Below are 24,846 nucleotides of genomic sequence, written 5' to 3' on the forward strand. Positions count from 1 at the left end.
GCGTGGTCAGGCCTTCTTCAGCTTGAAGGACCACAGGCCCTTGGCCGGCTGCTGGCCCATCTGGATGGAGACGGTGTTGCTGGTGCCCTGGGTCCCGTACTGGGCGTTGAAGAACGCGCTGCCGGGGATGGTGGTGTAGGTCTTCTTGCTCACGTCGGTGAACTGGCGGCCGTTCACCAGGAGGATCCAGCCGGCGTCCGCGATCTTCGGGTCGACGCCGAAGCGGATCGTCTGGTCCGGGTCCACCTTGATCGACTCGATGTCGCCGGCCTTCTTGGCGCACTTAGCCAGCGACTTGGCGTCCAGGGGATTGCCGTCGTTGTAGCAGAGGGCCTCGGAGTTGACCGAGTTCCGGCCTACGGTGACCGTCGCGACGGGAGTCGGCTTCTCGCAGGCGGACAGGACGAGCAGTCCGGCGGAAACGGCGACGGCGGCGGCGACGGCGCGGCGGCGTCGCACAACGGATTGCAGCGTGGTCATGGCCGAAGGCTATCGGGCACCCGGAGTCCGCCGCCCATGTGGGGTGCGGCGTGCCCGGTTCGTTACGCCACTCGCGCCCGCGAGCGGCTGCCGTGGCGTGCCGAGGAGAGCAGTCCGCGCAGCGTGGTCAGCCATCCGACGGCCACGATGGCGGCGGCGACCATGAGGCCGAGGGAACCGTTGAGGGGCATCACGATGCCGACGGCGCCGCCGAAGACCCAGGCCACCTGGAGCAGCGTCTCCGACCGCGCGAACGCCGACGTGCGCACCAGTTCGGGCACGTCCCGCTGGATCAGCGCGTCCAGGGACAGCTTGGCCAGCGCCTGCGCGAACCCGGCGACGGCGGCCAGACAGGCCACCAGGAAGGCCCCGAAGAACAGGGCGGCCACGATCGCCGTACCCAGCACCACGGCGACGACGGTCACGATGATGACCTCGGGGGCCCTGGACCTCAGCCAGGCCCCCACAGCCGTACCCAGCGCGTTCCCCGCCCCCGCCGCGACACCCACGATCCCCAGCGAGACCGCCGCGCTCTCGCCGGTCAGCGGCTGCTCGCGCAGCAGGAACGCGAGGAAGAAGATCAGGAAGCCGGACAGGCAGCGCAGACAGGCGTTGGCGCCGAGGGCATGGGTGACGGCGGGCCCGACCGTCCGCAGCCCCGGCCGTCGCTTGATCGTCTGCTTGCGGTGCGGCCCGTGCAGATGCTCCTCGTCGGCGGCGAGCAGGGCCACGTCCTCGCCCTTGGCGGAGTCCACCTTGCGCGGCAGGGAGAACGACAGGAACGTCCCTGCAACGAAGATCACGAAGGCGCCGTACAGCGGCCAGGCATTCCCGATGGCATGCAGCCCCGCCCCGATCGGCGCGGCCACGCCGGTGGCCAGGAGGCCGGCGAGGGTGACCCGGGAGTTGGCCTTCACGAGCGAGAAGGCGGGCGGCAGCAGCCGCGGTACGACGGCGCTGCGGACCACCCCGTACGCCTTGGAGGCCACGAGCACCCCCAGCGCGGCGGGATACAGCTCCAGACTCCCGCTGGCCACGGCCCCCGAGATGATCAGCGCGAGCAGCGCCCGGGCCAGCATCGCCGCGGCCATCGCGGCCCGCCGCCCGTGCGGCAGCCGGTCGAGGAGCGGCCCGATGACGGGGGCGAGGACGGTGAAGGGGGCCATGGTGATGGCGAGATAGAGCGCGACGCGTCCGCGCGCCTCGTCGGTCGGCACGGAGAAGAACACGGTCGAGGCCAGCGCGATGGTGATCATGACGTCACCGGCGCCGTTCACCGCGTGCAGCTCGATCAGCTTGCCCAGCCCCGACTCGCCCGCACCATGGGCGTGCGTGGCCCTCCGGATCCCGCGCGCGGTACCGGTCACCGGGAAGTGCAGGGCACGCCCCACCGCGCGGACGGCACCGCCGACCCGGCCCGAACCGCCACCTCGAACGCTCCCCCTGTCCCCGGCTGCCACGTGCTTCATAGTGCCCCGAGACGCCGCCCGATAGTGCGGTTTGAACCCAAGCGAGTCGGGCGCAGCGGCGGTTTCGTGGCGGGCGGAGGGGGACGCCGGGGTCACTTCGTGGGGGCGGAGGGAGATGCCGGGGTCACTTCATGGCGGGCCGAGGGGGGATGCGGGGTCACTTTGCGGCGGGCGGAGGCAGGATGCCGGGGCGGTTTTGTGGCGGGCCGAGAGGGTGCCCGGGCGACTTTGCGGCGGGCCGAGGGGGATGCCCGGGCGACTTTGTGGCGGGCCGAGGGGGATGCCCGGGCGACTTTGTGGCGGGCGGAGGCGTGATGGCGGCGCGACTTTGTGGCGGGCGGAGGCGTGATGGCGGCGCGACTTTGTGGCGGGCGGAGGCGTGATGGCGGCGCGACTTTGTGGCGGGCGGAGGCGGGATGCCGGGGGGTTTCGTGGCGGATCGAGGGGGGATGCAGGGGTGACTTCGCGGGGCGGTCGAGGCGTAACGCCGGGGGGCGTGTCGCAGTCGACCGAGGCGGAACGTGGGGGGTGACTTCGTAGCCGACCGAGACGGGTGGGTGGGTGGGAAACATCGCCGCGAAGCGGCGGACTGTCCCCGACCACCGACAACGGGGTAGCGTGCGTATCTCAGCCATAACGCAGAATGGATGGCAGAGGTGCGCCCGAGCGCGCGTCGGATGCAGACGTCGATGCGGTCCCCTGGTCCGCTCCGTCCCGCCTGACCGCCGGAGGCAGCCGCACTCATTGCAGACGGCGTAGGAGAGAAGCGATACCTGTGAGCGCAGCGACAACGCGAAGCCGCACCCCCGACCGTCTGTGCGCCGAGGCCGTGGACCTCGCCCGTGCCGCCGCCGAGGAGGCAGCCGCGCCCGGAGTTGTCGGTGAGCACGTCGGCCTGGTGTCGGAGGGTGACCGAGTCGTCACGCACTTCTTCGAGTGCAAGGAACTGGGCTACCGCGGCTGGCGCTGGGCGGCGACGGTGGCCCGTGCCTCCCGCGCGAAGATCGTGACCCTGGACGAGGTGGTCCTCCTCCCCGGCCCCGACGCCCTGCTCGCCCCCGAGTGGGTCCCCTGGAGCGAGCGCCTGCGCCCCGGCGACCTCGGCCCCGGCGACCTGCTCCCGACCGACCAGGAGGACCTCCGCCTGGAGCCCGGCTACACGGGCGAGGAGCAGCCCCCGCCGAACTCCCTGGTGTCGGACGAGATGGTCGAACTGGCGGACGCCGAGGACGCCGACGTGACGCCCGGTACGCCCGCCACCCAGGCAACGGTCCCCGCACGTGGTTCGATCGCCTCGGTGGCCCAGGAGCTGGGCCTGCGCCGCGCCCGCGTCCTGTCCCGCTACGGCCTGCACACCGCGGCCGACCGCTGGGAGGAGGGCTTCGGCCCCAAGACGCCGATGGCCCAGGCGGCCCCGGCGACCTGTCTGACCTGTGGCTTCCTCAGCCCGATCGGCGGCTCCCTGGGCCAGGCCTTCGGCGTCTGCGCGAACGAGTTCTCCCCGGCCGACGGCCGGGTGGTCTCGCTGGCGTACGGCTGCGGCGGCCACTCGGAGGCGGCGGTCATGCCGAAGCCGCCCCAGCCCCCTGCTCCGGTGATCGACGAGATGAAGGTCGACGTCTTCCCGCTCCGCCCGGCCCGCGACTCGGGCTCGGTCCCGGAGGCCGGCGACGCGGAGACGGCGGAACTCGGCCACTCGTAGCCCGGGCGGTCCAGGCGCCCCTTTCGTTCGCCTCCGGGCCTGACCTGTGCCTTCGGTCTCCCTGCCGCACTCGCTGTACCTTCGTCCTCACGTCGATGAGGAGAGTGAACGTGAGCAAGTTCGTGCGGCCGGCGGCCGAGGGCGCCGACCCCTTCGGCACCGCCCGTCTGCGCCGCGGTGTGCTCGACGCCTGGGCCACCAGCCCCGCCCGGTTCCGTGAGGACGCCAACGCCGAGGAGGACCTGGTCCTCGGCGGCTACCGGGACCGGCTCGTGGTGGAGCTGGCCCAGAACGCCGCCGACGCCGCCGCCCGTGCGCGGACACCGGGCCGGCTGCGTCTCACCCTCCGTGACGGCGTCCTGGTCGCGGCGAACACCGGCGCCCCCCTGGACGCGACCGGTGTCGAGTCGCTGTCCACCCTGCGGGCCTCCGCCAAGCGCGACGCGCAGGACACCCACGGCGCCGTCGGCCGGTTCGGTGTCGGCTTCGCCGCCGTACTCTCCGTCACCGACGAGCCCGCGATCGTCGGCCGCCACGGGGGCGTCCGCTGGGCCCTGGCCGAGGCGCGCGAGCTGGCGGCCGACACGGCCCGGCACAGCCCCGGCCTCGGTGACGAGATCCGCCGCCGTGACGGACATGTCCCGCTCCTCCGCCTCCCGTTCGCCGCCGAGGGCTCCGCCCCGGAGCCGTACGACACCGCCGTCATCCTGCCCCTGCGGGACACCGCCGCCGCCGACCTCGCCGAACGCCTCCTCGACGCCGTCGACGACGCCCTGCTCCTCGCCCTGCCCGGGCTGGAGGAAGTGGTGGTGGAGATCGACGGGGCCGCCCCGCGCACCCTGCGCCGCCGTACCGAGGGCGCCGTCACCGTCGTGGAGGACTCGCGGGAGGGGACCACCAGCTGGCGTACCGTCTCCGCGCACGGGCCGCTCACCCCGGACCTGCTCGCCGACCGCCCGGTCGAGGAGCGCCTGCGCCCGCACTGGTCGCTGACCTGGGCCGTGCCGACGGACGCCGACGGCCGCCCGGTCCGGCCGCGCACCAGCCCGGTCGTGCACGCCCCCACCCCCAGCGACGAGCCCCTCGGCGTCCCCGCCCTGCTCATCGCCTCCTTCCCGCTGGACACCACACGCCGGCACGCGGCCCCCGGTCCGCTGACCGACTTCCTGGTGCAGCGGGCGGCGGACTCCTACGCCGAACTGCTCGCCGAGTGGCGGCCGGTGACGGACGGCGTGATCGACCTCGTACCGGGGCCGCTGGGCAAGGGCGAGCTGGACGGCGCGCTGCGGCAGGCGGTCCTGGAGCGGCTGCCGCGCACCGCGTTCCTGCCTCCGGCCGTCGACTCCAGGAGTGACGACGAGCTTCCGGAGGCGCTGCGGCCGCGGGACGCCGAGGTGGTGGAGGGCGCCGGGGCGGACACCGTACGGGTCCTCGCGGAGGTGCTGCCGACGCTCCTTCCCGCGGGCCTCGAACGGCGCGTGGAGCTGCGCACCCTCGGGGTCGCCCGGATCCCGCTCGCCGACGCCGTCGACCGCCTCGCCGGCCTGGAGAAGGACCCCGACTGGTGGTGGCGGCTCTACGACAGCCTCGCCGGGGTCGACCCCGACCGGCTCTCGGGACTTCCGGTGCCCCTCGCGGACGGCCGTACGACCATCGGTCCCCGGCAGGTCCTGCTCCCCGCCCCGGACGCCGCGCACCTCGACCCGGACATCCTCGGCCGACTGGGGCTCAAGGTCGCCCACGAGGACGCCGCGCACCCGCTGCTGGAGAAGCTGGGCGCGCTGCCCGCGTCCCCGCGCGCGGTGCTGACCACCCCGCAGGTGCGGGCCGCCGTGGCGAACTCCCTGGACGACGAGGGCGGGGCGCTGTGGGAGGAGGACGCTCCCGACGCGGAGGAGCTGGCCGACACCGTCCTCGCCCTGGTGCGCGACGCGGGTCTCGAGCCCGGTGACGAGCCCTGGCTGGGTGCCCTCGCGCTGCCCGACGAGGACGGCGAACTCGCCCCGGCGGGCGAACTCGTCTTCCCCGGCAGCCCCTTCGCCCGCGTGATCCGCGAGGGCGAACTGGCCGCGGTGGACACCGAGTTGGCGGAGAAATGGGGCGAACAGCCCCTCACCGCCTGCGGTGTCCTCGCGGACTTCGCGCTGGTGCGCGCCACGGACGTGGTCCTCGACCCGGACGAACTGGAACCCCGGGAGGGCGACTTCGCCGAGCCGGACGACGCCGGCCTGCTGGACGCCGTCGACGTGTGGTGCGAGGACATCCTCGACCGCTTCCCCGACAGCCCGGTGCCCCCGGTCGCCACCGAACTCGTCGCCGTACGGGACCTCGACCTGGTCGACGACGACCACTGGCCCGAGGCCCTCGCCCTGCTCGCCCGGCCGCCGCTGCGCGACGCCCTCACCCAGCCGGTGCGGATCCTGCTGCCCGACGGCACCCACGAGGTCGTGCGCCCGTACGCGGCGTGGTGGCTGCGCGGGCACCCCGTCCTCGACGGGCGCCGGCCCGCCGGTCTGCTCGCGGCCGGCGGCGACCCGCTGCTGCGCGGGCTGTACGACGAGGCCGACGCGACCGGTTTCGACGACGAACAGGTGCTGCGCGCACTGGGCGTGCGGACCTCCGTGGCCGCCCTGCTGGACGAGCCCGGCGGCGCCGTCGAACTGCTGGACCGCCTCGCCGACCCGGAGCGGCCGGTCAGCGCGGCCCAACTGCACGCCCTGTACGGCGCGTTGGCCGAGCTGGACCCGGAGCAGGTGACCCTGCCGGACGAGCTGCGGGCCGTGGCCGACGGGCGGGTGACGGTGGTGGACGCGGCCGACGCGGTCGTGGTCGACTCGCCCGACCTGCTGCCCTTCACCTCCGGCGTCCCGCTGCTGCCGGTGCGCCCGTCCCGGGCCGCCGAGCTGGCCGAACTGTTCCAGGTGCGGCGGCTGAGCGAGTCCGTCACCGGCGAGGTGACCTCCGAGGGCTCCGAGCACGACGTACCGGACCCGGTGCGGGTGCTGCTCGGGCCGCGCACGCCCGGCACCTACGTCGAGCACGAGGAACTGGTCGTGGACGGCGTGGAGATCGACTGGCGGGTGACCGGCGACGGCGTCCTGCACGCGGCCACCCTGGAGGGCGTCGCCGCGGGCCTCGCCTGGGCGGCGGGCCAGTGGCCGCGCCGCTTCGAGGTGGCGGCCCTGCTGGAGGACCCGTCGCGGACGGCGGAGCTGGCGCGGGACCGGTGGTTCGACTGAACCACCCGCGACCTCTCACGAAATAATTAAATTCTGTACAACCATTCCCGCGCGTAGCGGATCTGATCAGGCGAGCCAGCAGGCTCCCAAGATCATTTGGGTCCGGCGCCGGTTGCACCCGTGCGGTGCGACCGCCGCTGGACCCGACTCTCCATAGGGGATCGCATGCGCATTCGTGCAACCGTGGCCGCCGTCTCCGGCGCCATGGCTCTCTCCGCCTTCGCCATGCCTGCCGCGCAGGCCGCCGACGCCGGTTCGTCCTATCGTGCGGAGACCGCGAAGGTTCTTCGGGCGGCGCACGCCGCCACGTCGGGCAAGACCGCGTTCAGCGCCTCCACCGCGGCCGACGGCGCCCCGTACGCGATGGACGTCACCTTCTCCGACTTCAAGATCGCCAAGGCCGTCAAGGTCGGTACGACCAACCATGTCTCCACCGCGGTCACCTACACGCTGACCCACGGCGCCGACGTCGACGTCACCGCCGATGACTTCCTCACCGGGCCCTACATCTACAAGGGCTCCTTCGACGCGCCGGACAACATGCTGTTCGGCAACGAGCCGGCCACCTGCGCCCCCACTTCGTCGACCACCGAGACCTGCAAGGGCCTCATCGACATCTACCCGGGTGACGACGAACTGTTCAACTCCGACGCCGGCACCTGGCACGGTGCGGCTCTGGCCATGGCGCTCAACGGCCAGGACCCGAGCAGCGCCGACTTCGACATCTCCAAGGTCGGTTACGCCGACCAGGGCTCCCTTGGCACCACGCTGGTCCAGCGCTACTCCAAGCTGACGGTCAACGCGACCCCGGAGCCGGTGAAGAAGGGCAAGACCATCACGGTCTACGGCAAGCTGTCCCGGGCCAACTGGGAGGACCACGCGTACCACGGCTACACGAACCAGTACGTGAAGCTCCAGTTCCGCAAGAAGGGCACCAGCACCTACACCACGCTGAAGACCATCAAGTCGGACTCGTACGGCAACCTGAAGACGACGACCACCGCGTCGGTCGACGGCTACTACCGCTACTCCTTCGCGGGCACCTCGACCACCCCGGCGGTCAACGCCACGGGTGACTTCGTCGACGTGCAGTAAGCGCTGCCGTTCCGGCCCCGGAGCCATGTGCCTCCGGGGCCGGAACGTTTCCTCTCACTTGTGTCACGGCCTGGCAATGCACGGCCAAAATCTGGCCGGGAAGCGCTCTTGCCGTACAACCAGTTGCACCCCTCACGGATCTGATCGCTCGAGTCAACCGACTCCACGATCACTTCTCCCCCAGGGGAACGCACATGCGCATTCGTGCCACCGTGGCCGCCGTCTCCGGCGCCCTGGCCCTCTCCGCTCTCGCCGTGCCGGCCGCGCAGGCCGCTCCGACCAGCGGGACGCCGTACACGCTGAACGTGAGCTTCTCGAACGTCACGATCGCCAAGGCGATCAAGGTCGGTACCACCAACAAGGTCAGCACGACGTACTCGTACACGCTGACGCACGGCGCGGACGTGGACATCACCAAGAGTGACTTCTACACGGACGCCTTCCTCTACAAGGGCTCCTACGACACCGAGACCAGCGAGCTGTACGGCGACAACCCGGCGACCTGCACCCCCACCTCGTCGACCACCGCCACCTGCACCGGAACGGTCGACATCTACCCGACCGACCCCGACCCGAAGAGCGCGGACGCCGGCACCTGGGGCGTGGCCGCCGAGGCGGTCGCCTTCAACGGGCAGGACCAGAGCAACCCCGACCTGAGCAAGGTCGGCTACAACGACAAGGGGGGTCTCGGCAGCACCCTGGTGCAGCGCTACTCCAAGCTCACGGCCGACGCCGGCCCGGAGCCGATCGCCAAGGGCAAGACCCTCACGGTGACGGGCAAGCTGTCCCGCGCCAACTGGGACGACAACCTGTACCACGGCTACACCGGCCAGCCGGTCAAGCTGCAGTTCCGCAAGGCGGGCACGAGCACGTACACCACCGTCAAGACGGTGTACACGGACTCCTCCGGCAACCTGAAGACCACCACCACCGCGAACTACGACGGCTACTGGCGCTTCAGCTTCGCGGGCACCTCGACGACCCCGGCGGTCAGCGCCACGGGCGACTACGTCGACGTGAAGTAACCCTCCGCCACACGCATGAGACCGGGGGCCGCCCGACATGGCGGCCCCCGGTCCCGTGGTGGTCGTTCGGCTCCTACGACGCCATGGTCCGGGCGAGAGCCGCCTTCGCCTCATCGAGGGCCGCCGCGTCCTGAGGCCGTACGGCGATCCGTCCGCCCGCCCGGTCCAGCAGGACGAGCGAGGTGACGAGCAGGCCGTGGCCGAGTTCCCGCAGTACCTCGTTGGAACCCGCGCTGTACAGCTCGTACAGGCGCTGGACGAAGACCTGGAAGGAGCCGTTGCCGGCCGCCGTCCTGCACGGCGCCACCCCGGGCCACGACACCCCGATCTTCCAGTGGGCCGACGGCTCCCTCTACACCTACAAGAGGGACGCCGACGGCAACCTGGTCAACCAGAAGAAGCCGATGTGGCCGGACAAGACCTGGAAGAAGGGCGACCGGTGACTTCAACGGCGACGGCCGGGACGACATCGCCTTCATGGAGGTCAACGGCCAGCTGAGCTGGTTCGCCGGCAACGGCAAGGGCGGACTGGCCCCCGGCAAGAGCATGTGGCCCACGGTCTGACGGTCACACGGGAAAGCGGCGGTCGACCCACTTCCACAGGAACTCCAGGGTGGCCGCCGCCACCACCGCCACCGCGACAGCCGTCCACGGCATCGCCATGCCCACCAGTTTCAGCGCGAAGAAGCTCTGCAGGGCCGGGACGACGAGGACGAACACGAACGCCACGCCCATCGACGCCACCAGGGCGACCCGCCACCAGGTGTAGGGGCGGGCGATGATCGCCAGAACCCACATGGAGATCAGGAACAGGGTCAGGGTCGCCGCGCTGGTCTCGGCGTCCAGGGAGCCCGGACCGGTGTAGTAGTGGCGGGCGAGCAGGTACGTCACGAAGGTCGCCGCTCCGGCCACCACCCCGCCGGGAACCGAGTACCGCATGACTCTGCGGACGAAGTGGGGGCGGGCCCGTTCCTTGTTGGGGGCCAGGGCCAGGAAGAAGGCCGGGATGCCGATGGTGAGGGTGGAGAGCAGGGTCAGGTGGCGGGGCAGGAAGGGGTACTCGACCTGCCAGCACACCACCAGCACCGCGAGCAGCACCGAGTAGACCGTCTTGACCAGGAACAGGGTCGCCACCCGCGTGATGTTGCCGATGACGCGGCGGCCCTCGGCCACCACCGACGGCAGCGTCGAGAAGCTGTTGTTCAGCAGGACGATCTGCGCGACCGCCCGGGTCGCCTCCGAACCCGAGCCCATCGACACGCCGATGTCGGCGTCCTTGAGCGCGAGCACGTCGTTCACGCCGTCGCCGGTCATCGCGACCGCGTGCCCGTGCGACTGGAGCGCGCCGACCATGTCCCGCTTCTGCTGCGGGGTGACCCGGCCGAACACGGTGCCCTCGTCCAGCGCCCGGGACATGCCCTTCGGGTCGGCCGGCATCCGGCGCGCGTCCACCGTCGACCCGGACAGGCCGAGCTTGGCGGCGACCGCCCCGACCGACACCGCGTTGTCGCCGGAGATGACCTTGGCGCGGACATTCTGTTCCGCGAAGTAGCGCAGGGTGTCGGCGGCGTCGGGCCGCAGCCGCTGCTCCAGCACCACGAGGGCGGTGGGGCGGGCACCGCGGGCCGGCTCGGGGTCGTCCAGGTCGCGGGTGGCGCGGGCGAGCAGCAGGACCCGTAGGCCCTGCTCGTTGAGGCGCTCGGTCTCGCCCAGGGCCGGGTCGTCCTGGGCGAGCAGTACGTCCGGGGCGCCCAGCAGCCAGGTGCTGGCCTCGCCGTCGCCCTCACTGAAGGCGGCTCCGCTGTACTTGCGGGCGGAGGAGAACGGGAGCGACTCGATGCAGCGCCACTCCTCGCTGTCCGGATAGGCGTCGATGATCGCCTGGAGGGAGGCGTTGGGGCGCGGGTCGGACTCGCCGAGGGCGCCGAGGACTTTGCGTACGTATGTCTCGTCGTAGCCGTCGAGGGTCCTCAGCTCGGTGACGTCCATGCCGCCCTCGGTGAGGGTGCCGGTCTTGTCCAGGCAGACGGTGTCGACGCGGGCGAGGCCCTCGATGGCGGGCAGCTCCTGCACCAGGCACTGTTTCCGGCCGAGCCGGATGACTCCGATGGCGAAGGCCACGGAGGTGAGCAGCACCAGCCCCTCCGGGACCATCGGGACGATGCCGCCGACCGTGCGGGCGATCGCGTCCTTCAGATCGTTGTTCTTGACGACCAGCTGGGTGACGACGAGCCCGATCGCGGCCGGGACCATCATCCACGTCACGTACTTGAGGATCGTGGAGATGCCGGAGCGCAGCTCGGAGTGGACGAGGGTGAAGCGGGAGGCCTCCTCGGCGAGCTGGGCCGCGTAAGCCTCCCGGCCCACCTTGGTCGCGGTGAAGGCGCCGCCGCCCGCGACCACGAAACTGCCGGACATCACCTGGTCGCCGGGGTGTTTGACGACCGGGTCGGCCTCACCGGTGAGCAGCGACTCGTCGATCTCCAGGCCGTCGGCCTCCGCGCACACCCCGTCCACGACGATCTTGTCGCCCGGACCTATCTCCATGAGGTCGTCCAGGACGATCTCGTTCGTGGCCACCTCGGTGGCGGTCCCGTCGCGGCGCACGGTCGGCCGGGCCTCGCCGATCACGGCGAGCGAGTCCAGGGTCTGCTTGGCCCGCCACTCCTGGACGATGCCGATCCCGGTGTTGGCGAGGATGACGAAGCCGAAGAGGCTGTCCTGGATCGGCGCGACGACCAGCATGATCAGCCACAGCACGCCGATGATCGCGTTGAACCGGGTGAAGACGTTCGCCCGGACGATCTCGCCCAGGGAGCGGCTGCTGCGCACCGGAACGTCGTTGACCTGCCCGCGCGCGACGCGCTCGGCGACCTGGGCGCCGGTCAGACCGGCCGAGGGCGCGCCCGGCGGGGACACCGGGTGCACGGGTTCGACTTCGGCGCCCGCGTCGATGTGGGTCATGCATTCGACGGTACGTGCGGTTTTGCGCCTTCACCTGCCGAGTGGGGGGAAGTTCCGACCTGGGGAGGACCCGAGTCGTGCGCAGGTTGTAGAGCCGGGTCGCCGGCTACTCCGTCGCGGCCGTCGCCTTCAGCGCCGCGTCCCGCTTGATCGCCGCGTCGCGCCTGCGGACGTACCAGATGCCGATCAGGCCCAGCCCGCCGCCGGCCAGGCAGGTCCACAGCCACCAGGTGTGGTCGTGGTCGGCGAACCAGCCGTAGAAGGGGAGCTGGACCAGGAAGAGGACGAACCACACGATCGTGCCGCCGGTGATGGTGGCGACCACGGGGCCCTCCAGGGGCTCCGGCGCCTCGTGCTTGGGGGTCCACTTAGCCATGGGGCACAGCTTACGAGGCGATGCCGAGACTGAACTGTCTACGCGCGGAGATGGCGATGTGAGACTCATACGTTCATACTGAAACCGTTTGACTTTGTCCATTTCTGCTCGTATGAAACTCCAACGGGGCTCGGGGGAACCCCGTAGGTGATGAGGTCCCGCATGTCCACCTCGGCACCCGCCAAGGTCCCCGCCCCCGAACAGCCGGGTGGCACCCCCGCCTTCGGCGCCCTCGACCGCTACTTCCGCATCTCCGAGCGCGGCAGCTCCGTCGCCCGTGAGATTCGCGGCGGTCTCGCCACCTTCTTCGCGATGGCGTACATCATCGTGCTGAACCCGATCATTCTCGGCAGCGCGAAGGACATGTACGGGCACCACCTGAACAACGGCCAGCTGGTCACGGCAACGGCCCTGACGGCGGCGTTCTCCACCCTCCTCATGGGGGTCATCGGCAACGTCCCGATCGCGCTCGCCGCCGGTCTCGGTGTGAACTCGGTCGTCGCGCTCCAACTGGCGCCCCGGATGTCCTGGCCGGACGCCATGGGCATGGTCGTGCTGGCCGGCTTCGTGGTCATGCTGCTGGTCGCCACGGGTCTGCGCGAGCGCGTGATGAACGCCGTGCCGTTCGGCCTGCGCAAGGCGATCTCCATCGGTATCGGCCTGTTCATCATGCTGATCGGCCTGGTCGACGCCGGTTTCGTCAGCCGTATCCCGGACATCGCCCAGACCACCGTGCCGCTCCAGCTCGGCAGCAACGGTCACCTCAACGGCTGGCCGGTGCTCGTCTTCATCCTGGGCGCGCTGCTCACCTTCGCCCTCATCGTGCGCAAGGTGCCGGGCGCGATCCTGATCTCCATCGTCGGCATGACCGTCCTCGCGCTGATCATCAACTCGGTCGCGCATGTGACGACCTGGGGTCTGACGGTCCCGAAGTGGCCGGGCAACCCGGTGTCCACCCCCGACTTCGGCCTGATCGGCCAGTTCAGCCTGTTCGGCGGCTTCTCCAAGGTCGGCGTGCTGACCGGCGTCCTCTTCGTCTTCACGGTCCTGCTGTCCTGCTTCTTCGACGCCATGGGCACGATCATGGGCGTCAGCGACGAGGCCAAGCTGACCGACGCCCAGGGCTACATGCCGGGCATCAACAAGGTCCTCTTTGTCGACGGCCTGGCGGTCGCGGCGGGCGGTGCCAGCTCCTCCTCGGCGACCACCGCGTTCGTGGAGTCCACCGCGGGTGTCGGCGAGGGTGCGCGCACGGGTCTCGCGAACGTCGTCACGGGCGGCCTCTTCGCGGTGGCCCTGTTCCTCACCCCGATCGCCACGATGGTCCCGTCCCAGGCCGCCACGCCGGCGCTGATCGCGGTGGGCTTCCTGATCCTGTCGAACTCCGTCAAGGAGATCGACTGGGCCGACTACACGATCGCGATCCCGGCCTTCGTGACCATGCTGATGATGCCGTTCACCTACTCGATCACCAACGGCATCGGCATGGGCTTCATCAGCTTCGTGGTGCTGCGCCTGGCGGCCGGCCGCCCGAAGGACGTCCCGGTGCCGATGTACGTCGTCTCGGCCGTCTTCCTCTTCTACTACCTGATGCCGGCCCTGGGCCTGACCTGATCACCCGGGGTCGGGTGACCCCGCGTAGAACTTCTCCGTCTCCTCGACGGCGGCCTGGAACCGCTCGTCGAAGTCGTCCCGGATGAGCGTGCGGATCACATAGTCCTGCACGCTCATTCCTCTTCTGGCCGCGTGATGCCGGAGCCTTTCGAGCAGCTCCCCGTCTATGCGCAGGCTGAGCACACTGGTCCCCATGGGTACGAGGGTCGCCACATCGGGCGGCCCGGTGCGTCACTTTCCGGAACTGGCTCACTCATATGAGTGATCGGATGGTTCAGTGGCGGGCGTCACGGGCATTTGGGCGTGTCGCGGTGGTCTTTAGCGAGAGTAATGAGTTACGCTAAAGAACATGCCGGACCTTACCCATGGCGACGACGCTGCCGCCGTGAACGCTCTCCGTTCCGCCGTGATGCGGCTGTCCCGTCGGCTCAAGCACCAGCGGGTCGACGAGTCGCTGAGCCCCACCGAGATGTCGGTGCTCGGCACCCTGGCCCGCTGCGGCTCGGCCACGCCGGGCGAGCTGGCCCGCAAGGAGCATGTCCAGCCGCCGTCGATGACCCGCATCGTCGCGCTGCTCGAAGCCAAGGGCCTGGTCCGGCTGGAGCCGCACCCCGAGGACCGGCGCCAGAAGGTCGTCACCCAGACCGAGCAGGCCGAGGCGATGCTCGAGGAGAGCCGCCGCAAACGCAACGCGTTCCTGGCCGGCCTGGTCGAGGGCCTCGACGAGGACGAGTGGGCCAAACTGCGCACCGCCGCCCCCGTGCTGGAGAAGCTCGCACATCTGTAAGGACGTATCGCTCAGCGAGTGAGCAGTCACAAAGGAGGCGAACCCTTTTGAGTTCGGGATCCGGAGCACCTTCCGCCCCCGCACCGACCACCCCTACTACCCCTGGCCCCGGTGGGTCCTCGATGTTCAGCTCGCTGAGGATCAGGAACTACCGCCTGTTCTTCATCGGCCAGGTCGTCTCCAACACGGGCACCTGGATGCAGCGCATCGCCCAGGACTGGCTCGTGCTCAGCCTCACCGGTTCCTCCGCGGCCGTCGGCATCACGACGGCTCTGCAGTTCCTGCCGATGCTGCTGTTCGGCCTCTACGGTGGCGTCCTGGTCGACCGCCTGCCCAAGCGCCCCACGCTGCTCGTCACCCAGACCGCCATGGCCGTCACGGGTCTCGCGCTCGCCGCGCTCACCCTCACCGGCCACGTCCAGGTCTGGCACGTCTACGTCGCCGCCTTCGCCGTCGGCCTCGCCACAGTGCTCGACAACCCGGCCCGGCAGTCCTTCGTCTCCGAGATGGTCGGCCCCGAGCAGCTGCAGAACGCGGTCAGCCTGAACTCCGCGAACTTCCAGTCCGCCCGCCTGGTCGGCCCGGCCGTCGCCGGCCTGATGATCACCGGTGTGGGCACCGGCTGGGCGTTCCTCTTCAACGGCCTGTCCTTCGTCGCCCCCCTCGCCGGTCTGCTGCTGATGCGCGCCCGTGAGCTGCACGTGGTCGAGCGGGCGCCGAGAGGCAAGGGCCAGCTGCGCGAGGGCCTGAACTACGTGGCGAAGCGCCCCGAGCTGATCTGGCCGATCGTCCTCGTCGGCTTCATCGGCACCTTCGGCTTCAACTTCCCGGTGTGGCTGTCGGCCTACGCCGACGACGTCTTCCACGCCGGTGCCGGCGCCTACAGCCTCTTCAACACGCTGATGGCCGTCGGCTCGCTGGGCGGCGCCCTGCTGGCGGCCCGCCGCGGCACGGCCCGGCTGCGCGTCCTGATCGCCGCCGCGGTGGCCTTCGGCACGCTGGAGATCGTGGCCGCGCTGGCCCCGTCGTACTGGCTCTTCGCGCTGCTCATGGTCCCGATCGGCGTCTTCGGCCTGACGGTCAACGTCACCGCGAACACCGCGGTCCAGATGGGCACCGACCCGGCCATGCGCGGCCGGGTGATGGCCCTGTTCATGATGGTGTTCATGGGCGGTACGCCGCTGGGCGCGCCGGTCGTCGGCTGGATCACCGACACCTACGGCCCCCGCATCGGCTTCGCCCTCGGCGGCATCATCTCCGCCGCCGCGGCCGCCACCGTCGGCCTGGTCCTCGCCCGCATCGGCGGTCTGCGCCTGGCCGTGGGCTGGCACCACGGCCACCCGCGGGTGCGGTTCGTGCCGAGAGAACGCGAGCAACTGGCGACCGCGGCCTGAGGAATTGCCGCCCCCGGAGGGCTCCCCGCCCCGGAGGGTCCCTACAAGACCCTCCGGGCCAGCACCTGCCCCGGCCAGTCGTCCGCGTCGAGCATGGTGACGCTGAAGGACTCGGTCGGCACGAAGCCGTTGCGCTCGTAGAAGGAGACCAGCTTGCGGTCGCCGCCCGCGTAGCAGTCCACCCGCAGCAGCGAGACCCCGGCCCGGCGGGTCTCCTCGGCCGCGTGGGCGAGCAGGGCGGCACCGACGCCCCGGCCCCTGAAGCGGCGGTCCGAGGCGAAGGTGTGGATGTAGCGCTCGGGCTCGTCGGCGGGCCGCAGATACTCGCCGGGCGCGTCGGTGAGGGTGAGCGTGGCCGCCGGGACACCGTCGTACTCGGCGATGTACGGGGCGCCCTCGGTGACGTACCGGGCGATCATGGCCACCGCCCTCGGGTTCTTCGACCAGGGTGTCGTGCCCCACTGCTCGGTGCGCCCCTGGGCCACCAGCCACTCCACGGCACTGTCGAACATGCCGAGGATCACGGGGATGTCGTCGGGCCCGCCTTCTCTGATGCTGATCTTCCCGTTCTTCTCCATGCACCTGATCATGCCCGTCCCAGGGGTGCCGGGTCAGCCGCCTGGCCCGGTGATCCGTTCCCTGGGAGGGTGACGTCATGAGACTCTTCGCCGCCGTGCTGCCCCCGGAGGACGTGACGCACGAACTCGCCGCCGAGGTCGCCGTGTTGCGTGCGCTGCCCGGCGCCGACGGACTGCGCTGGACCGGCCGCCCCGGCTGGCACTTCACCCTCGCCTTCTTCGGCGAGGTCGACGACGAACTCGTACCGGACCTCTCGGACCGGCTGGAGCGCGCGGCCCACCGCACCGAGCCCTTCCCGCTGGCGCTGGCCGGCGGCGGCCAGTTCGGCCATGGACGGGCCCTGTGGGCGGGTGCCTCCGGCGATCTGGAGACCCTGCGCCTGCTGGCCGACCGCGCGGAGGCGGCGGCGCGGAAGGCCGGGGTGCCGATGGGGGAGCACCGCCGCTACAAGGCTCACCTGACGGTGGCCCGCAGCCGGGACGCGGTGGACGTACGGCCGTACGTCGAGAGCCTCCGCGACTTCACGAGCCGCACCTGGACCGTGGCCGAGCTGGCCCTGGTGCGCAGCAACCTGCCGAGGTCCGGGGTGCCCGGGGAGCAGCCCCGCTACGAGGCGGTCGCCCGCTGGGCGCTCGGCGGGGCCGGTTAGGCTCGGGTACGTGGACCCGAAAACCCGGAACCGGATCATGGCCGGTGTGCTTGTGCTGATGTTCGTGGTGGTTGCCGTGTCGGCGGCGGTCGGGAAGTAGACCGCCGCCGCTCGGCCGTACCGCCGGCTGCGGCGTACGGCCACGGCTACCAGGCGAAGGCCTCCGGGGACGCACCCGGACCCGGGAAGATCTCGTCCAGCCCCGCCAGCAGTTCCTCGCCCAGCTCCAGCTCCACGGCCCTCAGGGCCGACTCCAGCTGTTCCGGCGTGCGCGGGCCGACGATCGGGCCGGTCACGCCGGGCCGGGTGAGCAGCCAGGCCAGGGCGGCCTCGCCGGGCTCCACACCGTGCTTCTCGAGCAGGTCCTCGTACGACTGGATCTGCGCGCGGATGCCGGTGTTGGCGAGCGAGTCGGCGGCCCGGCCGGAGGCACGGCGTCCGCCCTGCGCCTCCTTCTTGATCACACCGCCGAGCAGACCGCCGTGCAGCGGCGACCACGGGATGACCCCGAGGCCGTACTCCTGCGCGGCCGGGATGACCTCCATCTCGGCGCGCCGCTCGGCGAGGTTGTACAGGCACTGCTCGCTGACCAGCCCGATGGTGCCGCCGCGCCGGGCGGCGATCTCGTTGGCCTGGGCGATCTTGTAGCCGGGGAAGTTGGAGGAGCCGACGTACAGGATCTTGCCCTGCTGCACGAGCACGTCGATCGCCTGCCAGATCTCCTCGAAGGGGGTCCGGCGGTCGATGTGGTGGAACTGGTAGACGTCGATGTGGTCCGTCTGCAGCCGCTTCAGACTCGCGTCCACGGCCCGCCGGATGTTGAGGGCGGACAGCTTGTCGTGGTTGGGCCAGGCGTCCCCGTCGGCGGCCATGTTGCCGTACACCTTGGTGGCCAGCACGACCTTGTCGCGCCGGTCCCCGGCCTTGGCGAACCAGTTGCCGATGATCTCCTCGGTACGGCCCTTGTTCTCGCCCCAGCCGTACACGTTGGCGGTGTCGAAGAAGTTGATGCCCGCGTCGAGCGCCGCGTCCATGATCGCGTGACTGTCGGCTTCGTCGGTCTGCGGGCCGAAGTTCATGGTGCCGAGGACGAGTCGGCTGACCTTGAGTCCCGTGCGTCCTAGCTGCGTGTACTTCATGGGCAACCAGCCAACGGCTTGGAGTGCGCTCTATGCAAGCGACTGGGGGTCTAGTCGCGGGGGAAGTCGTCGGTCTTGAGGGTGAGGCCCAGGTCGGTGGTGGTCATGTCGATGTCTGCTCCGAAGGCGACCGTCAGTTCGCTGATGTACTCACCGTCCTTCGGCTGGCTGTAGAGGTGGCACTTGCCCTGGTAGGGATCGGCGACGAGGTAGACGGGAACCTCGGCAGTGGCGTAGGCCGTCTTCTTGGGGCCGTAGTCGTTGTGTCCGGTGCCCTTCGAGATGACCTCTGCGACGAACTCGACGTCGTCACAGAGCCAGAGCCCCCCGGGCGTCTTCTCGGCGCCCTCGGCCACGAGGGTGACGTCGGAGCAGAAGCCGTTGAGGTGACCGGGGTGGTCGATGCGGACGTCCGACTTGAGGCGCTTGCGCGGGTACTTGGTGCGCAACTGCTCGATGACGTCCAGGGTGATCTCCCAGTGGGTGTCCCGCTGGGGCGACATGAAAATGGCCCCTTCGACGATGTCGACCTTGTATCCCTCGGGGGTGGTCCGCTCGAGCGACTCGAACAGGTAGTCCAGAGTCGGCACGCCGCTCTCCTCGGCCATCTAGATCCTGTCTTCAAGGACGGTCATCGTGGCGCTCCGCCACGGCTGCCCCACGGACAGGTGCAGCCGCGCAGTTCAACGATACGCACGGTGGCCGGGAGACACCGGAATCAGGTCAATCTGTTCCGGCCGCGTACGCCTGTCCGATTCCCCACGCCTCCCACATCGCCCCCGCGAACGCCTCCGCGATCCGGTGCTCCCCGCTCGCGTTGGGGTGCGTCCCGTCGTAGGTGTCGGTGTGGATGTCGTACGACTCCGGCGGCGAGGCCAGCAGGATCGGCGACCGGGGCTCGTCCAGGTCGGCGACCGCCTTGGCGAGCAGGACGTTGAACCGGTCCACCTGCTCGGCGAAGGACGCGTCCGCCTGGGCGCGGATGTTCGGGATCACCGGGAGCAGGACCATGCGGATGCGCGGGCGGGCCGCACGGGCGCCGGTGACGAAGGCCCGTACGTTCTCCGCCGTCTGCTCGGCGTTCGTGTAGAAGCCCAGGTCGATCAGGCCGAGGGAGACCAGCAGCACATCGGGCCGGTGCTCCCGTACCGCCTCCCCGATCAGCGGAGCCATGTGCAGCCAGCCCTCGCCCCAGCCGGCCAGGTGGGTGCGGGGGAAGCCGGGTTCGGCGTAGGCGCACGACGTCGGTGCCTCGGCCGTCTTGTCGTACAGCTCCTCGCGCGGGCCGACGAAGGTGAACGGTCCGCCGTACGACTCGCACAGGTGTCGCCACAGCCGGTAACGCCACGTGTGCTCGCCCGCGCTCCCGATCGTCATGGAGTCGCCCACGGGCATGAACCTAAGCATCCGCTCATGATGGACGATCGCAGCAGCGTGTGGGGTGTGAGGCCCACCACGCCCCTGAACCCCCGGACGGGATGGCAGGCTTGGTGTCATGCGCCGACCGTTCGCCCTGCTCGCCGGGGTCCTGCTCGCGGGTGCCTGCGCGCTGCCCGCCGCCGCTGACACCACCGGTGATCAGGGGTTCACCATCAAGGACCCCCGGATCACCGAGTCCAGCGGCCTGGCCGCCTCCCACCTGCACCCCGGCATCTACTGGACGCACAACGACAGCGACGACGGGCCGTACATCTACGCCGTGGACAGCGCGACCGGGAAGACCGTCGCCACGGTGACCCTGCGCGGCGTCGGCTCCCCGCGCGATGTCGAGGCCATCTCCATCGGGCCGGACAACCAGATCTACGTCGGTGACATCGGCGACAACCTCGACGGCACGTGGCCGTACATCTGGATCTACCGGCTGCCCGAGCCGAAGGTGCTCAAGGACCAGACGGTCCGGGCCACGCAGTACGTCGTGAAGTACTCCGACGGGGCGAGGAACGCCGAGTCGCTGGTCGTGCACCCCAAGACCGGGCGGGTCTACATCATCGACAAGAAGGAGGACGGCGGCCATCTCTACGAGGGGCCCGCGCAGCTCTCCACCGCCGGCGCGAACATCTTCAAGCCTGTCGCCGCCGTCGACCTGTGGGCCACCGACGCCGCCTTCTCGCCGAACGGCCGACAGCTCGCGGTCCGGGGGTACTTCGGCGGCGTCTACTACGACTGGAACGGCGGGAAGATCAAGCGGGCGGGGCGGCTCGACGTGCCCCTGCAGGGGCAGGGGGAGTCCGTCTCGTACTCCGCCGACGGCACCAAGCTGATGTACGGCAGCGAGGGGGCCGACAGTTCGGTGGAGGCGCAGGACGCGCCGGCCGGGGCGGCGAGCAAGAAGCCGTCCGGCAGCGGGAGTTCCGCCTCCGACGGCGTCGGCGGGACCGGCGCCGGCAACAGCGGGAGCATCAAGGTCGGCGCCGTCGTGGTGGCCGTGGGCGCGGCCGCGCTGTTCGGGTTGCGGCGGCTGCGGCGCAGGAGTTGAAGCGGCCGGCGCCGGATGTCTTGACGCGTGTGGGGTGTCAGTTCTCTGGGAGGTGCGCGGCGCATAGGAGCGCTCCCATGCTGTTCCGGGACCTGTACGGCGGCCTGGCGGCCGCATGACCGAGGGGCGCCCGGTGCCCGCACCGGGCGCCCCTCCATATGTGTTCCCACCTGCATGGGAACACCCTGTTCCCGGCCGGGAACACCCTCCCGTCTCGGCACACTGAGAGGGCCGTACGCCGGCTCCGGTGCTCTCGTTTCGTCCCGCTACGGAGTGCCGCCGTATCCAGGAGGGCTCAAGTGAACCGATCACTGCTGACCATGCGCTCGGCGCTGATTCTGCTGCTGGGTGTTCTCGTCGGCGTGGGGGCAGGAGTGCTGACCGCCTGTGCCGACGGTCGCGGCGACGCGAGGTCGGTCATGGTGGGCGCGACCGCTTTCGCAGCCGCCGTGGCTTTCTTCAACTCCATCATCGATTAGGCGTATTGGCCGGTCAGACGCACTGACCGAGACCGGTTGCCGTCGTTGAACAGGACATGAGGGCCAGATGGCCTGTCGTTTTCCGGTAGATACATCCCGGATGCATCCGGGGAGAGGAGACGGTGGTGGGGGACGATGACCGCGATGAAGCGGCCTTCGATGACGCGGCGTTCGGCGACGCGGCCTTCGGTGACGCGGAGGGGTTCAAGCCGCTGTCGGGAGAGCTGCGTCCTGAAGTGCGGGAGCTGGCCGAGGCGTTGCGCCGCCTGCTGAAGGGCTCGGGGAAGTCGCAGCGGCAGTTCGCGGTCTATCACCACATCGGCGTCTCCACGGTCTCGCGCTATCTGAGCGGTGAGCGCATCCCGGACAAGCACTTTCTCGACGGGTTGATGAAATCGGCCTGCAAGGCTCACGGCAAGGAGGTCAGCGAGGGGCTGCAGGGCCTGATGTACCGGCTGCATCGAGACGCGTTGCTGGCCGAGGACCCGGCCCGGTACCGGGAGCAGATGGCCAGCGACCGGCTGGAGGACGCCGTTCTGCGTGAGGAGGAGGCGCAGCTGGAGATCCGGGAGCTGAGGAAGACCGCGAAGGGGCAGAAGCAGCAGTTGTGGGCGCTGGAGTCCCAGCTCCTTCAGCTGGCGGCGGCGGAGCAGCAGGAGCGGGGCGCGTTACGGGCGGACCTGGAACGACACCGGATGCGCAAGGAGGAGCTGGAGGAGGCGTGCGCGCGTCTGCGGGACAAGGTCGCTCGTTTGGAGAGGGCGCTCGAGGAGGCGGAGCGGGAACGGGAGGCCGCGCGGACGCGTTGCCGGGAGCTGGAAGCCGAACTGGCCGTGGCGCAGGAGGCCGCCGAGCGGGCCGAGCTGGAGCGGCAGGCGAGGGAGGAGCGGCTGCGCCTGGCCAAGGCCGCCGAGGTGGCCGAGCACCGTCTGGCGGACCTGGAACGCGTTCATCTGGAAGCCGAACAGGTACGCCTGGCGGCCGCCCGGGAGGCCGCGACCCAGTTGGAGGAAGCCAAGACCAAGGCCGACGAGTTGCTGCAGGAGGCAACACTCAGGGCCACGAAGGTCCGGCCTCCGGTGCTCAGGAGATCGGCCGCGCTGCGCCAGTTGAAGGAGGCCGCGCAGCAGATGGCCGAGGTCCGGTTGCCCGAGCTGGCCAAGCATCTGTCCCAGGCGCACCCGGAGGATGTGGACATCGTGGTGCGACCCATCGGCATCCACAGCCTGGACGACATCGGGCAGACAGCCCAGGCACTCGACACCGTCCACCGCGCATACGTACAACTGGCCGTTGACCAGGCCCTCCTGCGGAGCAACGTCAACGCGATGTTCATCAACCTCTCGCGTCGCTCCCAGGGCCTGGTCATGCGCCAGTTGTCCCTGATCTCCGACCTGGAGGAGTCCGAGACGGACCCGGACCGGCTGTCGTCGTTGTTCAAACTGGACCACCTCGCCACCCGGATGCGCCGCAACTGCGAGAACCTCCTCGTGCTCGCCGGTGAGGAGCCCGGCCGCAGCTGGACCCGGCCGGTCCCGGTGGTCGACGTGCTCCGCGCGGCCGCGTCCGAGGTGGAGCAGTACGAGCGCGTCGAGCTGGCCGACGTGCCCGGCATCGAGATCGCCGGCCGTGTGGTCAACGACCTCGTCCACCTGCTCGCCGAGCTGCTGGAGAACGCGACGTCCTTCTCCTCGCCGCAGACCAGGGTCAAGGTCACCGGCAACGCGCTGCCCGAGGGCCGTGTGCTGATCGAGATCCACGACACCGGTGTCGGCCTCTTCACCGAGGACCTCGCCGAGGTCAACGAACTGCTCGCCGCGCCGCCGGTCCTGGACATGTCGGTCGGCCGCCGCATGGGTCTGTTCGTGGTCGGGGCTCTGTCCCAGCGGCACGGCATCCGGGTCCAGCTGCGCCCGTCCGACACCGGTGGTACGACCGCGCTGGTCATGCTGCCCGTCGACGCCAGGGAGTTCGTTCCGGAGCAGCCGTACGGCGGCCACCTCGACCATGAGGGCGGTCAGTCGCCCACGGCCACGGCACACCTGTTCACCATCTGCGACTCCGGCCGCCTGTCCATCGAGCGGCCGCACCCATGACGGACCGGGCTGTGAAGGCGTAGGCGGCGGCGCCCCTCGTCGTACGACGAGGGGCGCCCCGGCAGACCCGGGGCGCCCCTCGTGGACGTACGCAGGAAGGAGGTCAGATCTTCTCGATCACGTAGTCGATGCACTTCGTCAGCGCCTCGACGTCCGCCGGGTCGATCGCCGGGAACATCGCGATGCGCAGCTGGTTGCGGCCGAGCTTGCGGTACGGCTCGGTGTCCACGATGCCGTTGGCGCGCAGCACCTTGGCGACGGCGGCCGCGTCGATCTCGTCGGAGAAGTCGATCGTGCCGATGACCTGCGAGCGCTTGGCCGGGTCCGAGACGAACGGGGTGGCGTACTTGGACTCCTCCGCCCAGGTGTAGAGGCGGGTCGAGGAGTCCTTCGTGCGGGCCGTGGAGAAGGCCAGGCCGCCCTGGCCGTTGAGCCACTCCAGCTGCTGGCCCAGCAGGAAGAGGGTGGCGAGGGCCGGGGTGTTGTACGTCTGGTTCTTGCGGGAGTTGTCGATCGCCGTGGGGAGCGAGAAGAACTCCGGGACGTGGCGGCCGGAGGCGTGGACGCGCTCGGCGCGCTCGATCGCGGCCGGGGAGAACACGCCGATCCACAGGCCGCCGTCGGAGGCGAAGGACTTCTGCGGGGCGAAGTAGTAGACGTCCGTCTCGGCGATGTCGACCGGGAGGCCGCCCGCGCCGGAGGTGGCGTCCACGAGGACGAGCGAGCCCTCGTCGCCGCCGGCCACGCGCTTGATCGGCATGGCGACACCGGTGGAGGTCTCGTTGTGGGTGTAGGCGTACACGTCGACGCCCGCCTCGGCCTGCGCCTCGGGGTGGGTGCCCGGGTCGGTGGCGATGACGGTGGGGTCGGCCAGCCAGGGGGCGAGCTTGGCGGCCTTGGCGAACTTGGAGGAGAACTCACCGAAGCTGAGGTGCTGGGACTTGTTCTCGATCAGTCCGTGGGTGGCGATGTCCCAGAAGGCGGTGGACCCGCCGTTGCCCAGGACGACCTCGTAGCCGTCGGGGAGGGAGAACAGGGAGCTGATGCCGTCGCGGACCTGGCCCACCAGGTTCTTGACCGGGGCCTGGCGGTGGGAGGTGCCGAGCAGAGAGCTTCCGGTGGCGGCGAGCGCCTCGAGGGCCTCGGTACGCACCTTGGAGGGGCCCGCGCCGAAGCGTCCGTCGGCGGGCTTGATGTCAGCGGGAATCTGGATGTCGGCCACGAGTCGGAGGGTATCGCCCACGCGAAACGGGACGGAACCGTGTCCGTCCGATGAGACAAGA

At 70.4% G+C, this 24,846-nt stretch carries 23 protein-coding genes; 12 read left to right on the plus strand and 11 right to left on the minus strand.

All coding sequences use genetic code 11. The features are described 5' to 3' along the window. Window positions 1-6: 6 nt before the first annotated feature. A complete protein-coding gene (locus ACIRVH_RS24765) occupies window positions 7-480 on the minus strand; it encodes a DUF2771 domain-containing protein (RefSeq protein WP_403956747.1) in 474 nt (157 codons plus the stop codon). Between the two features lie 62 nt (window positions 481-542). Continuing rightward, complete coding sequence (locus ACIRVH_RS24770) at window positions 543-1,949, minus strand: MFS transporter (protein ID WP_403956749.1); 1,407 nt, start codon at window positions 1,947-1,949, stop codon at window positions 543-545. A gap of 775 nt (window positions 1,950-2,724) precedes the next feature. Here ACIRVH_RS24770 and ACIRVH_RS24775 point away from each other — a divergent pair. From ACIRVH_RS24775 to ACIRVH_RS24790, 4 genes are all read left to right on the plus strand, one after another. Continuing rightward, a complete protein-coding gene (locus ACIRVH_RS24775) occupies window positions 2,725-3,651 on the plus strand; it encodes a DUF3027 domain-containing protein (RefSeq protein ID WP_403956751.1) in 927 nt (308 codons plus the stop codon). Window positions 3,652-3,746: 95 nt separating this feature from the next. Continuing rightward, window positions 3,747-6,890, plus strand: a complete 3,144-nt coding sequence (locus ACIRVH_RS24780; RefSeq protein WP_403956753.1) for a sacsin N-terminal ATP-binding-like domain-containing protein — start codon at window positions 3,747-3,749, stop codon at window positions 6,888-6,890. 165 nt (window positions 6,891-7,055) lie between these two features. Then, window positions 7,056-7,985, plus strand: a complete 930-nt coding sequence (locus ACIRVH_RS24785) for a hypothetical protein (protein WP_403956755.1) — start codon at window positions 7,056-7,058, stop codon at window positions 7,983-7,985. A gap of 194 nt (window positions 7,986-8,179) precedes the next feature. Continuing rightward, window positions 8,180-9,010 (plus strand): hypothetical protein, encoded by an 831-nt coding sequence (locus ACIRVH_RS24790; RefSeq protein ID WP_403956757.1) that lies wholly within the window; start codon window positions 8,180-8,182, stop codon window positions 9,008-9,010. A gap of 73 nt (window positions 9,011-9,083) precedes the next feature. On the opposite strand, the gene ACIRVH_RS24795 is transcribed toward ACIRVH_RS24790, so the two are convergent. After that, window positions 9,084-9,317 (minus strand): DUF6086 family protein, encoded by a 234-nt coding sequence (locus tag ACIRVH_RS24795; RefSeq protein WP_403956759.1) that lies wholly within the window; start codon window positions 9,315-9,317, stop codon window positions 9,084-9,086. Here ACIRVH_RS24795 and ACIRVH_RS24800 point away from each other — a divergent pair. Next, window positions 9,289-9,453 carry a hypothetical protein gene (locus tag ACIRVH_RS24800; RefSeq protein WP_403956760.1) on the plus strand — a complete coding sequence of 55 codons (165 nt, stop codon included), beginning with the start codon at window positions 9,289-9,291 and terminating at the stop codon, window positions 9,451-9,453. The genes ACIRVH_RS24795 and ACIRVH_RS24800 overlap by 29 nt on opposite strands. Before the next feature lie 124 nt (window positions 9,454-9,577). Here the strand turns inward: ACIRVH_RS24800 and ACIRVH_RS24805 are convergent, their stop codons facing one another. After that, window positions 9,578-11,974: an HAD-IC family P-type ATPase gene (locus ACIRVH_RS24805; RefSeq protein WP_403956761.1), complete on the minus strand. Its 2,397-nt coding sequence runs from the start codon at window positions 11,972-11,974 to the stop codon at window positions 9,578-9,580. Window positions 11,975-12,080: 106 nt separating this feature from the next. Further along, a complete protein-coding gene (locus ACIRVH_RS24810) occupies window positions 12,081-12,350 on the minus strand; it encodes a DUF2530 domain-containing protein (protein ID WP_403956762.1) in 270 nt (89 codons plus the stop codon). A gap of 162 nt (window positions 12,351-12,512) precedes the next feature. Here ACIRVH_RS24810 and ACIRVH_RS24815 point away from each other — a divergent pair, with 162 nt between their 5' ends. Then, complete coding sequence (locus ACIRVH_RS24815) at window positions 12,513-13,964, plus strand: NCS2 family permease (protein WP_403956763.1); 1,452 nt, start codon at window positions 12,513-12,515, stop codon at window positions 13,962-13,964. On the opposite strand, the gene ACIRVH_RS24820 is transcribed toward ACIRVH_RS24815, so the two are convergent. Beyond that, a complete protein-coding gene (locus tag ACIRVH_RS24820) occupies window positions 13,965-14,159 on the minus strand; it encodes a ribbon-helix-helix protein, CopG family (RefSeq protein WP_403956764.1) in 195 nt (64 codons plus the stop codon). It abuts the gene before it with no gap. Window positions 14,160-14,313: 154 nt separating this feature from the next. On the opposite strand from ACIRVH_RS24820, the gene ACIRVH_RS24825 reads away from it, so the two are divergent. Together ACIRVH_RS24825 and ACIRVH_RS24830 are read left to right on the plus strand one after the other, a co-directional pair. Next, window positions 14,314-14,751 (plus strand): MarR family winged helix-turn-helix transcriptional regulator, encoded by a 438-nt coding sequence (locus ACIRVH_RS24825; RefSeq protein ID WP_403956766.1) that lies wholly within the window; start codon window positions 14,314-14,316, stop codon window positions 14,749-14,751. Window positions 14,752-14,873: 122 nt separating this feature from the next. Then, window positions 14,874-16,145, plus strand: a complete 1,272-nt coding sequence (locus ACIRVH_RS24830; RefSeq protein ID WP_403956768.1) for an MFS transporter — start codon at window positions 14,874-14,876, stop codon at window positions 16,143-16,145. 41 nt (window positions 16,146-16,186) lie between these two features. Here ACIRVH_RS24830 and ACIRVH_RS24835 read toward each other — a convergent pair whose 3' ends face one another. Further along, window positions 16,187-16,723, minus strand: a complete 537-nt coding sequence (locus ACIRVH_RS24835) for a GNAT family N-acetyltransferase (RefSeq protein ID WP_403956770.1) — start codon at window positions 16,721-16,723, stop codon at window positions 16,187-16,189. A 77-nt stretch (window positions 16,724-16,800) separates the two neighbouring features. Here ACIRVH_RS24835 and thpR point away from each other — a divergent pair, with 77 nt between their 5' ends. Next, on the plus strand, window positions 16,801-17,373 hold the full coding sequence (gene thpR, locus ACIRVH_RS24840; RefSeq protein ID WP_403956772.1) for an RNA 2',3'-cyclic phosphodiesterase: 573 nt from the start codon (window positions 16,801-16,803) through the stop codon (window positions 17,371-17,373). A gap of 146 nt (window positions 17,374-17,519) precedes the next feature. Here the strand turns inward: thpR and ACIRVH_RS24845 are convergent, their stop codons facing one another. The 3 genes from ACIRVH_RS24845 to ACIRVH_RS24855 form a co-directional block, all read right to left on the minus strand. Then, on the minus strand, window positions 17,520-18,512 hold the full coding sequence (locus ACIRVH_RS24845) for an aldo/keto reductase (RefSeq protein WP_403956774.1): 993 nt from the start codon (window positions 18,510-18,512) through the stop codon (window positions 17,520-17,522). A 50-nt stretch (window positions 18,513-18,562) separates the two neighbouring features. Next, a complete protein-coding gene (locus ACIRVH_RS24850; protein WP_403956776.1) occupies window positions 18,563-19,102 on the minus strand; it encodes a Uma2 family endonuclease in 540 nt (179 codons plus the stop codon). 133 nt (window positions 19,103-19,235) lie between these two features. After that, a complete protein-coding gene (locus ACIRVH_RS24855; RefSeq protein WP_403956777.1) occupies window positions 19,236-19,919 on the minus strand; it encodes an SGNH/GDSL hydrolase family protein in 684 nt (227 codons plus the stop codon). An 88-nt stretch (window positions 19,920-20,007) separates the two neighbouring features. Here ACIRVH_RS24855 and ACIRVH_RS24860 point away from each other — a divergent pair, with 88 nt between their 5' ends. The 3 genes from ACIRVH_RS24860 (at window position 20,008) to ACIRVH_RS24870 (ending at window position 23,563) form a co-directional block, all read left to right on the plus strand. Next, entirely contained in the window at window positions 20,008-20,988 is a 981-nt protein-coding gene (locus ACIRVH_RS24860) for a WD40 repeat domain-containing protein (RefSeq protein WP_403956779.1), read from the plus strand. A 299-nt stretch (window positions 20,989-21,287) separates the two neighbouring features. Further along, window positions 21,288-21,467 (plus strand): hypothetical protein, encoded by a 180-nt coding sequence (locus ACIRVH_RS24865; protein ID WP_403956781.1) that lies wholly within the window; start codon window positions 21,288-21,290, stop codon window positions 21,465-21,467. A gap of 125 nt (window positions 21,468-21,592) precedes the next feature. After that, window positions 21,593-23,563 (plus strand): ATP-binding protein, encoded by a 1,971-nt coding sequence (locus tag ACIRVH_RS24870; protein ID WP_403956783.1) that lies wholly within the window; start codon window positions 21,593-21,595, stop codon window positions 23,561-23,563. A gap of 103 nt (window positions 23,564-23,666) precedes the next feature. Here ACIRVH_RS24870 and serC read toward each other — a convergent pair whose 3' ends face one another. Beyond that, a complete protein-coding gene (gene serC / locus ACIRVH_RS24875; protein ID WP_403956785.1) occupies window positions 23,667-24,785 on the minus strand; it encodes a phosphoserine transaminase in 1,119 nt (372 codons plus the stop codon). Window positions 24,786-24,846: the final 61 nt, after the last annotated feature.

This window comes from Streptomyces sp. NPDC101165, assembly GCF_044768135.1.
In the GTDB taxonomy this organism is placed as follows: Bacteria; Actinomycetota; Actinomycetes; order Streptomycetales; family Streptomycetaceae; genus Streptomyces.

Bases quoted from the DNA above. Each gene is read 5' to 3' on its own strand.
- ACIRVH_RS24765 (WP_403956747.1), bottom strand. From the start codon at position 480: ATGACCACGCTGCAATCCGTTGTGCGACGCCGCCGCGCCGTCGCCGCC.
- ACIRVH_RS24770 (WP_403956749.1), bottom strand. From the start codon at position 1,949: ATGAAGCACGTGGCAGCCGGGGACAGGGGGAGCGTTCGAGGTGGCGGT.
- ACIRVH_RS24780 (WP_403956753.1), top strand. From the start codon at position 3,747: ATGAGGAGAGTGAACGTGAGCAAGTTCGTGCGGCCGGCGGCCGAGGGC.
- ACIRVH_RS24785 (WP_403956755.1), top strand. From the start codon at position 7,056: ATGCGCATTCGTGCAACCGTGGCCGCCGTCTCCGGCGCCATGGCTCTC.
- ACIRVH_RS24790 (WP_403956757.1), top strand. From the start codon at position 8,180: ATGCGCATTCGTGCCACCGTGGCCGCCGTCTCCGGCGCCCTGGCCCTC.
- ACIRVH_RS24805 (WP_403956761.1), bottom strand. From the start codon at position 11,974: ATGACCCACATCGACGCGGGCGCCGAAGTCGAACCCGTGCACCCGGTG.
- ACIRVH_RS24810 (WP_403956762.1), bottom strand. From the start codon at position 12,350: ATGGCTAAGTGGACCCCCAAGCACGAGGCGCCGGAGCCCCTGGAGGGC.
- ACIRVH_RS24815 (WP_403956763.1), top strand. From the start codon at position 12,513: ATGTCCACCTCGGCACCCGCCAAGGTCCCCGCCCCCGAACAGCCGGGT.
- ACIRVH_RS24820 (WP_403956764.1), bottom strand. From the start codon at position 14,159: ATGGGGACCAGTGTGCTCAGCCTGCGCATAGACGGGGAGCTGCTCGAA.
- ACIRVH_RS24825 (WP_403956766.1), top strand. From the start codon at position 14,314: ATGCCGGACCTTACCCATGGCGACGACGCTGCCGCCGTGAACGCTCTC.
- ACIRVH_RS24830 (WP_403956768.1), top strand. From the start codon at position 14,874: ATGTTCAGCTCGCTGAGGATCAGGAACTACCGCCTGTTCTTCATCGGC.
- ACIRVH_RS24835 (WP_403956770.1), bottom strand. From the start codon at position 16,723: ATGGAGAAGAACGGGAAGATCAGCATCAGAGAAGGCGGGCCCGACGAC.
- thpR (WP_403956772.1), top strand. From the start codon at position 16,801: ATGAGACTCTTCGCCGCCGTGCTGCCCCCGGAGGACGTGACGCACGAA.
- ACIRVH_RS24845 (WP_403956774.1), bottom strand. From the start codon at position 18,512: ATGAAGTACACGCAGCTAGGACGCACGGGACTCAAGGTCAGCCGACTC.
- ACIRVH_RS24855 (WP_403956777.1), bottom strand. From the start codon at position 19,919: ATGCTTAGGTTCATGCCCGTGGGCGACTCCATGACGATCGGGAGCGCG.
- ACIRVH_RS24860 (WP_403956779.1), top strand. From the start codon at position 20,008: ATGCGCCGACCGTTCGCCCTGCTCGCCGGGGTCCTGCTCGCGGGTGCC.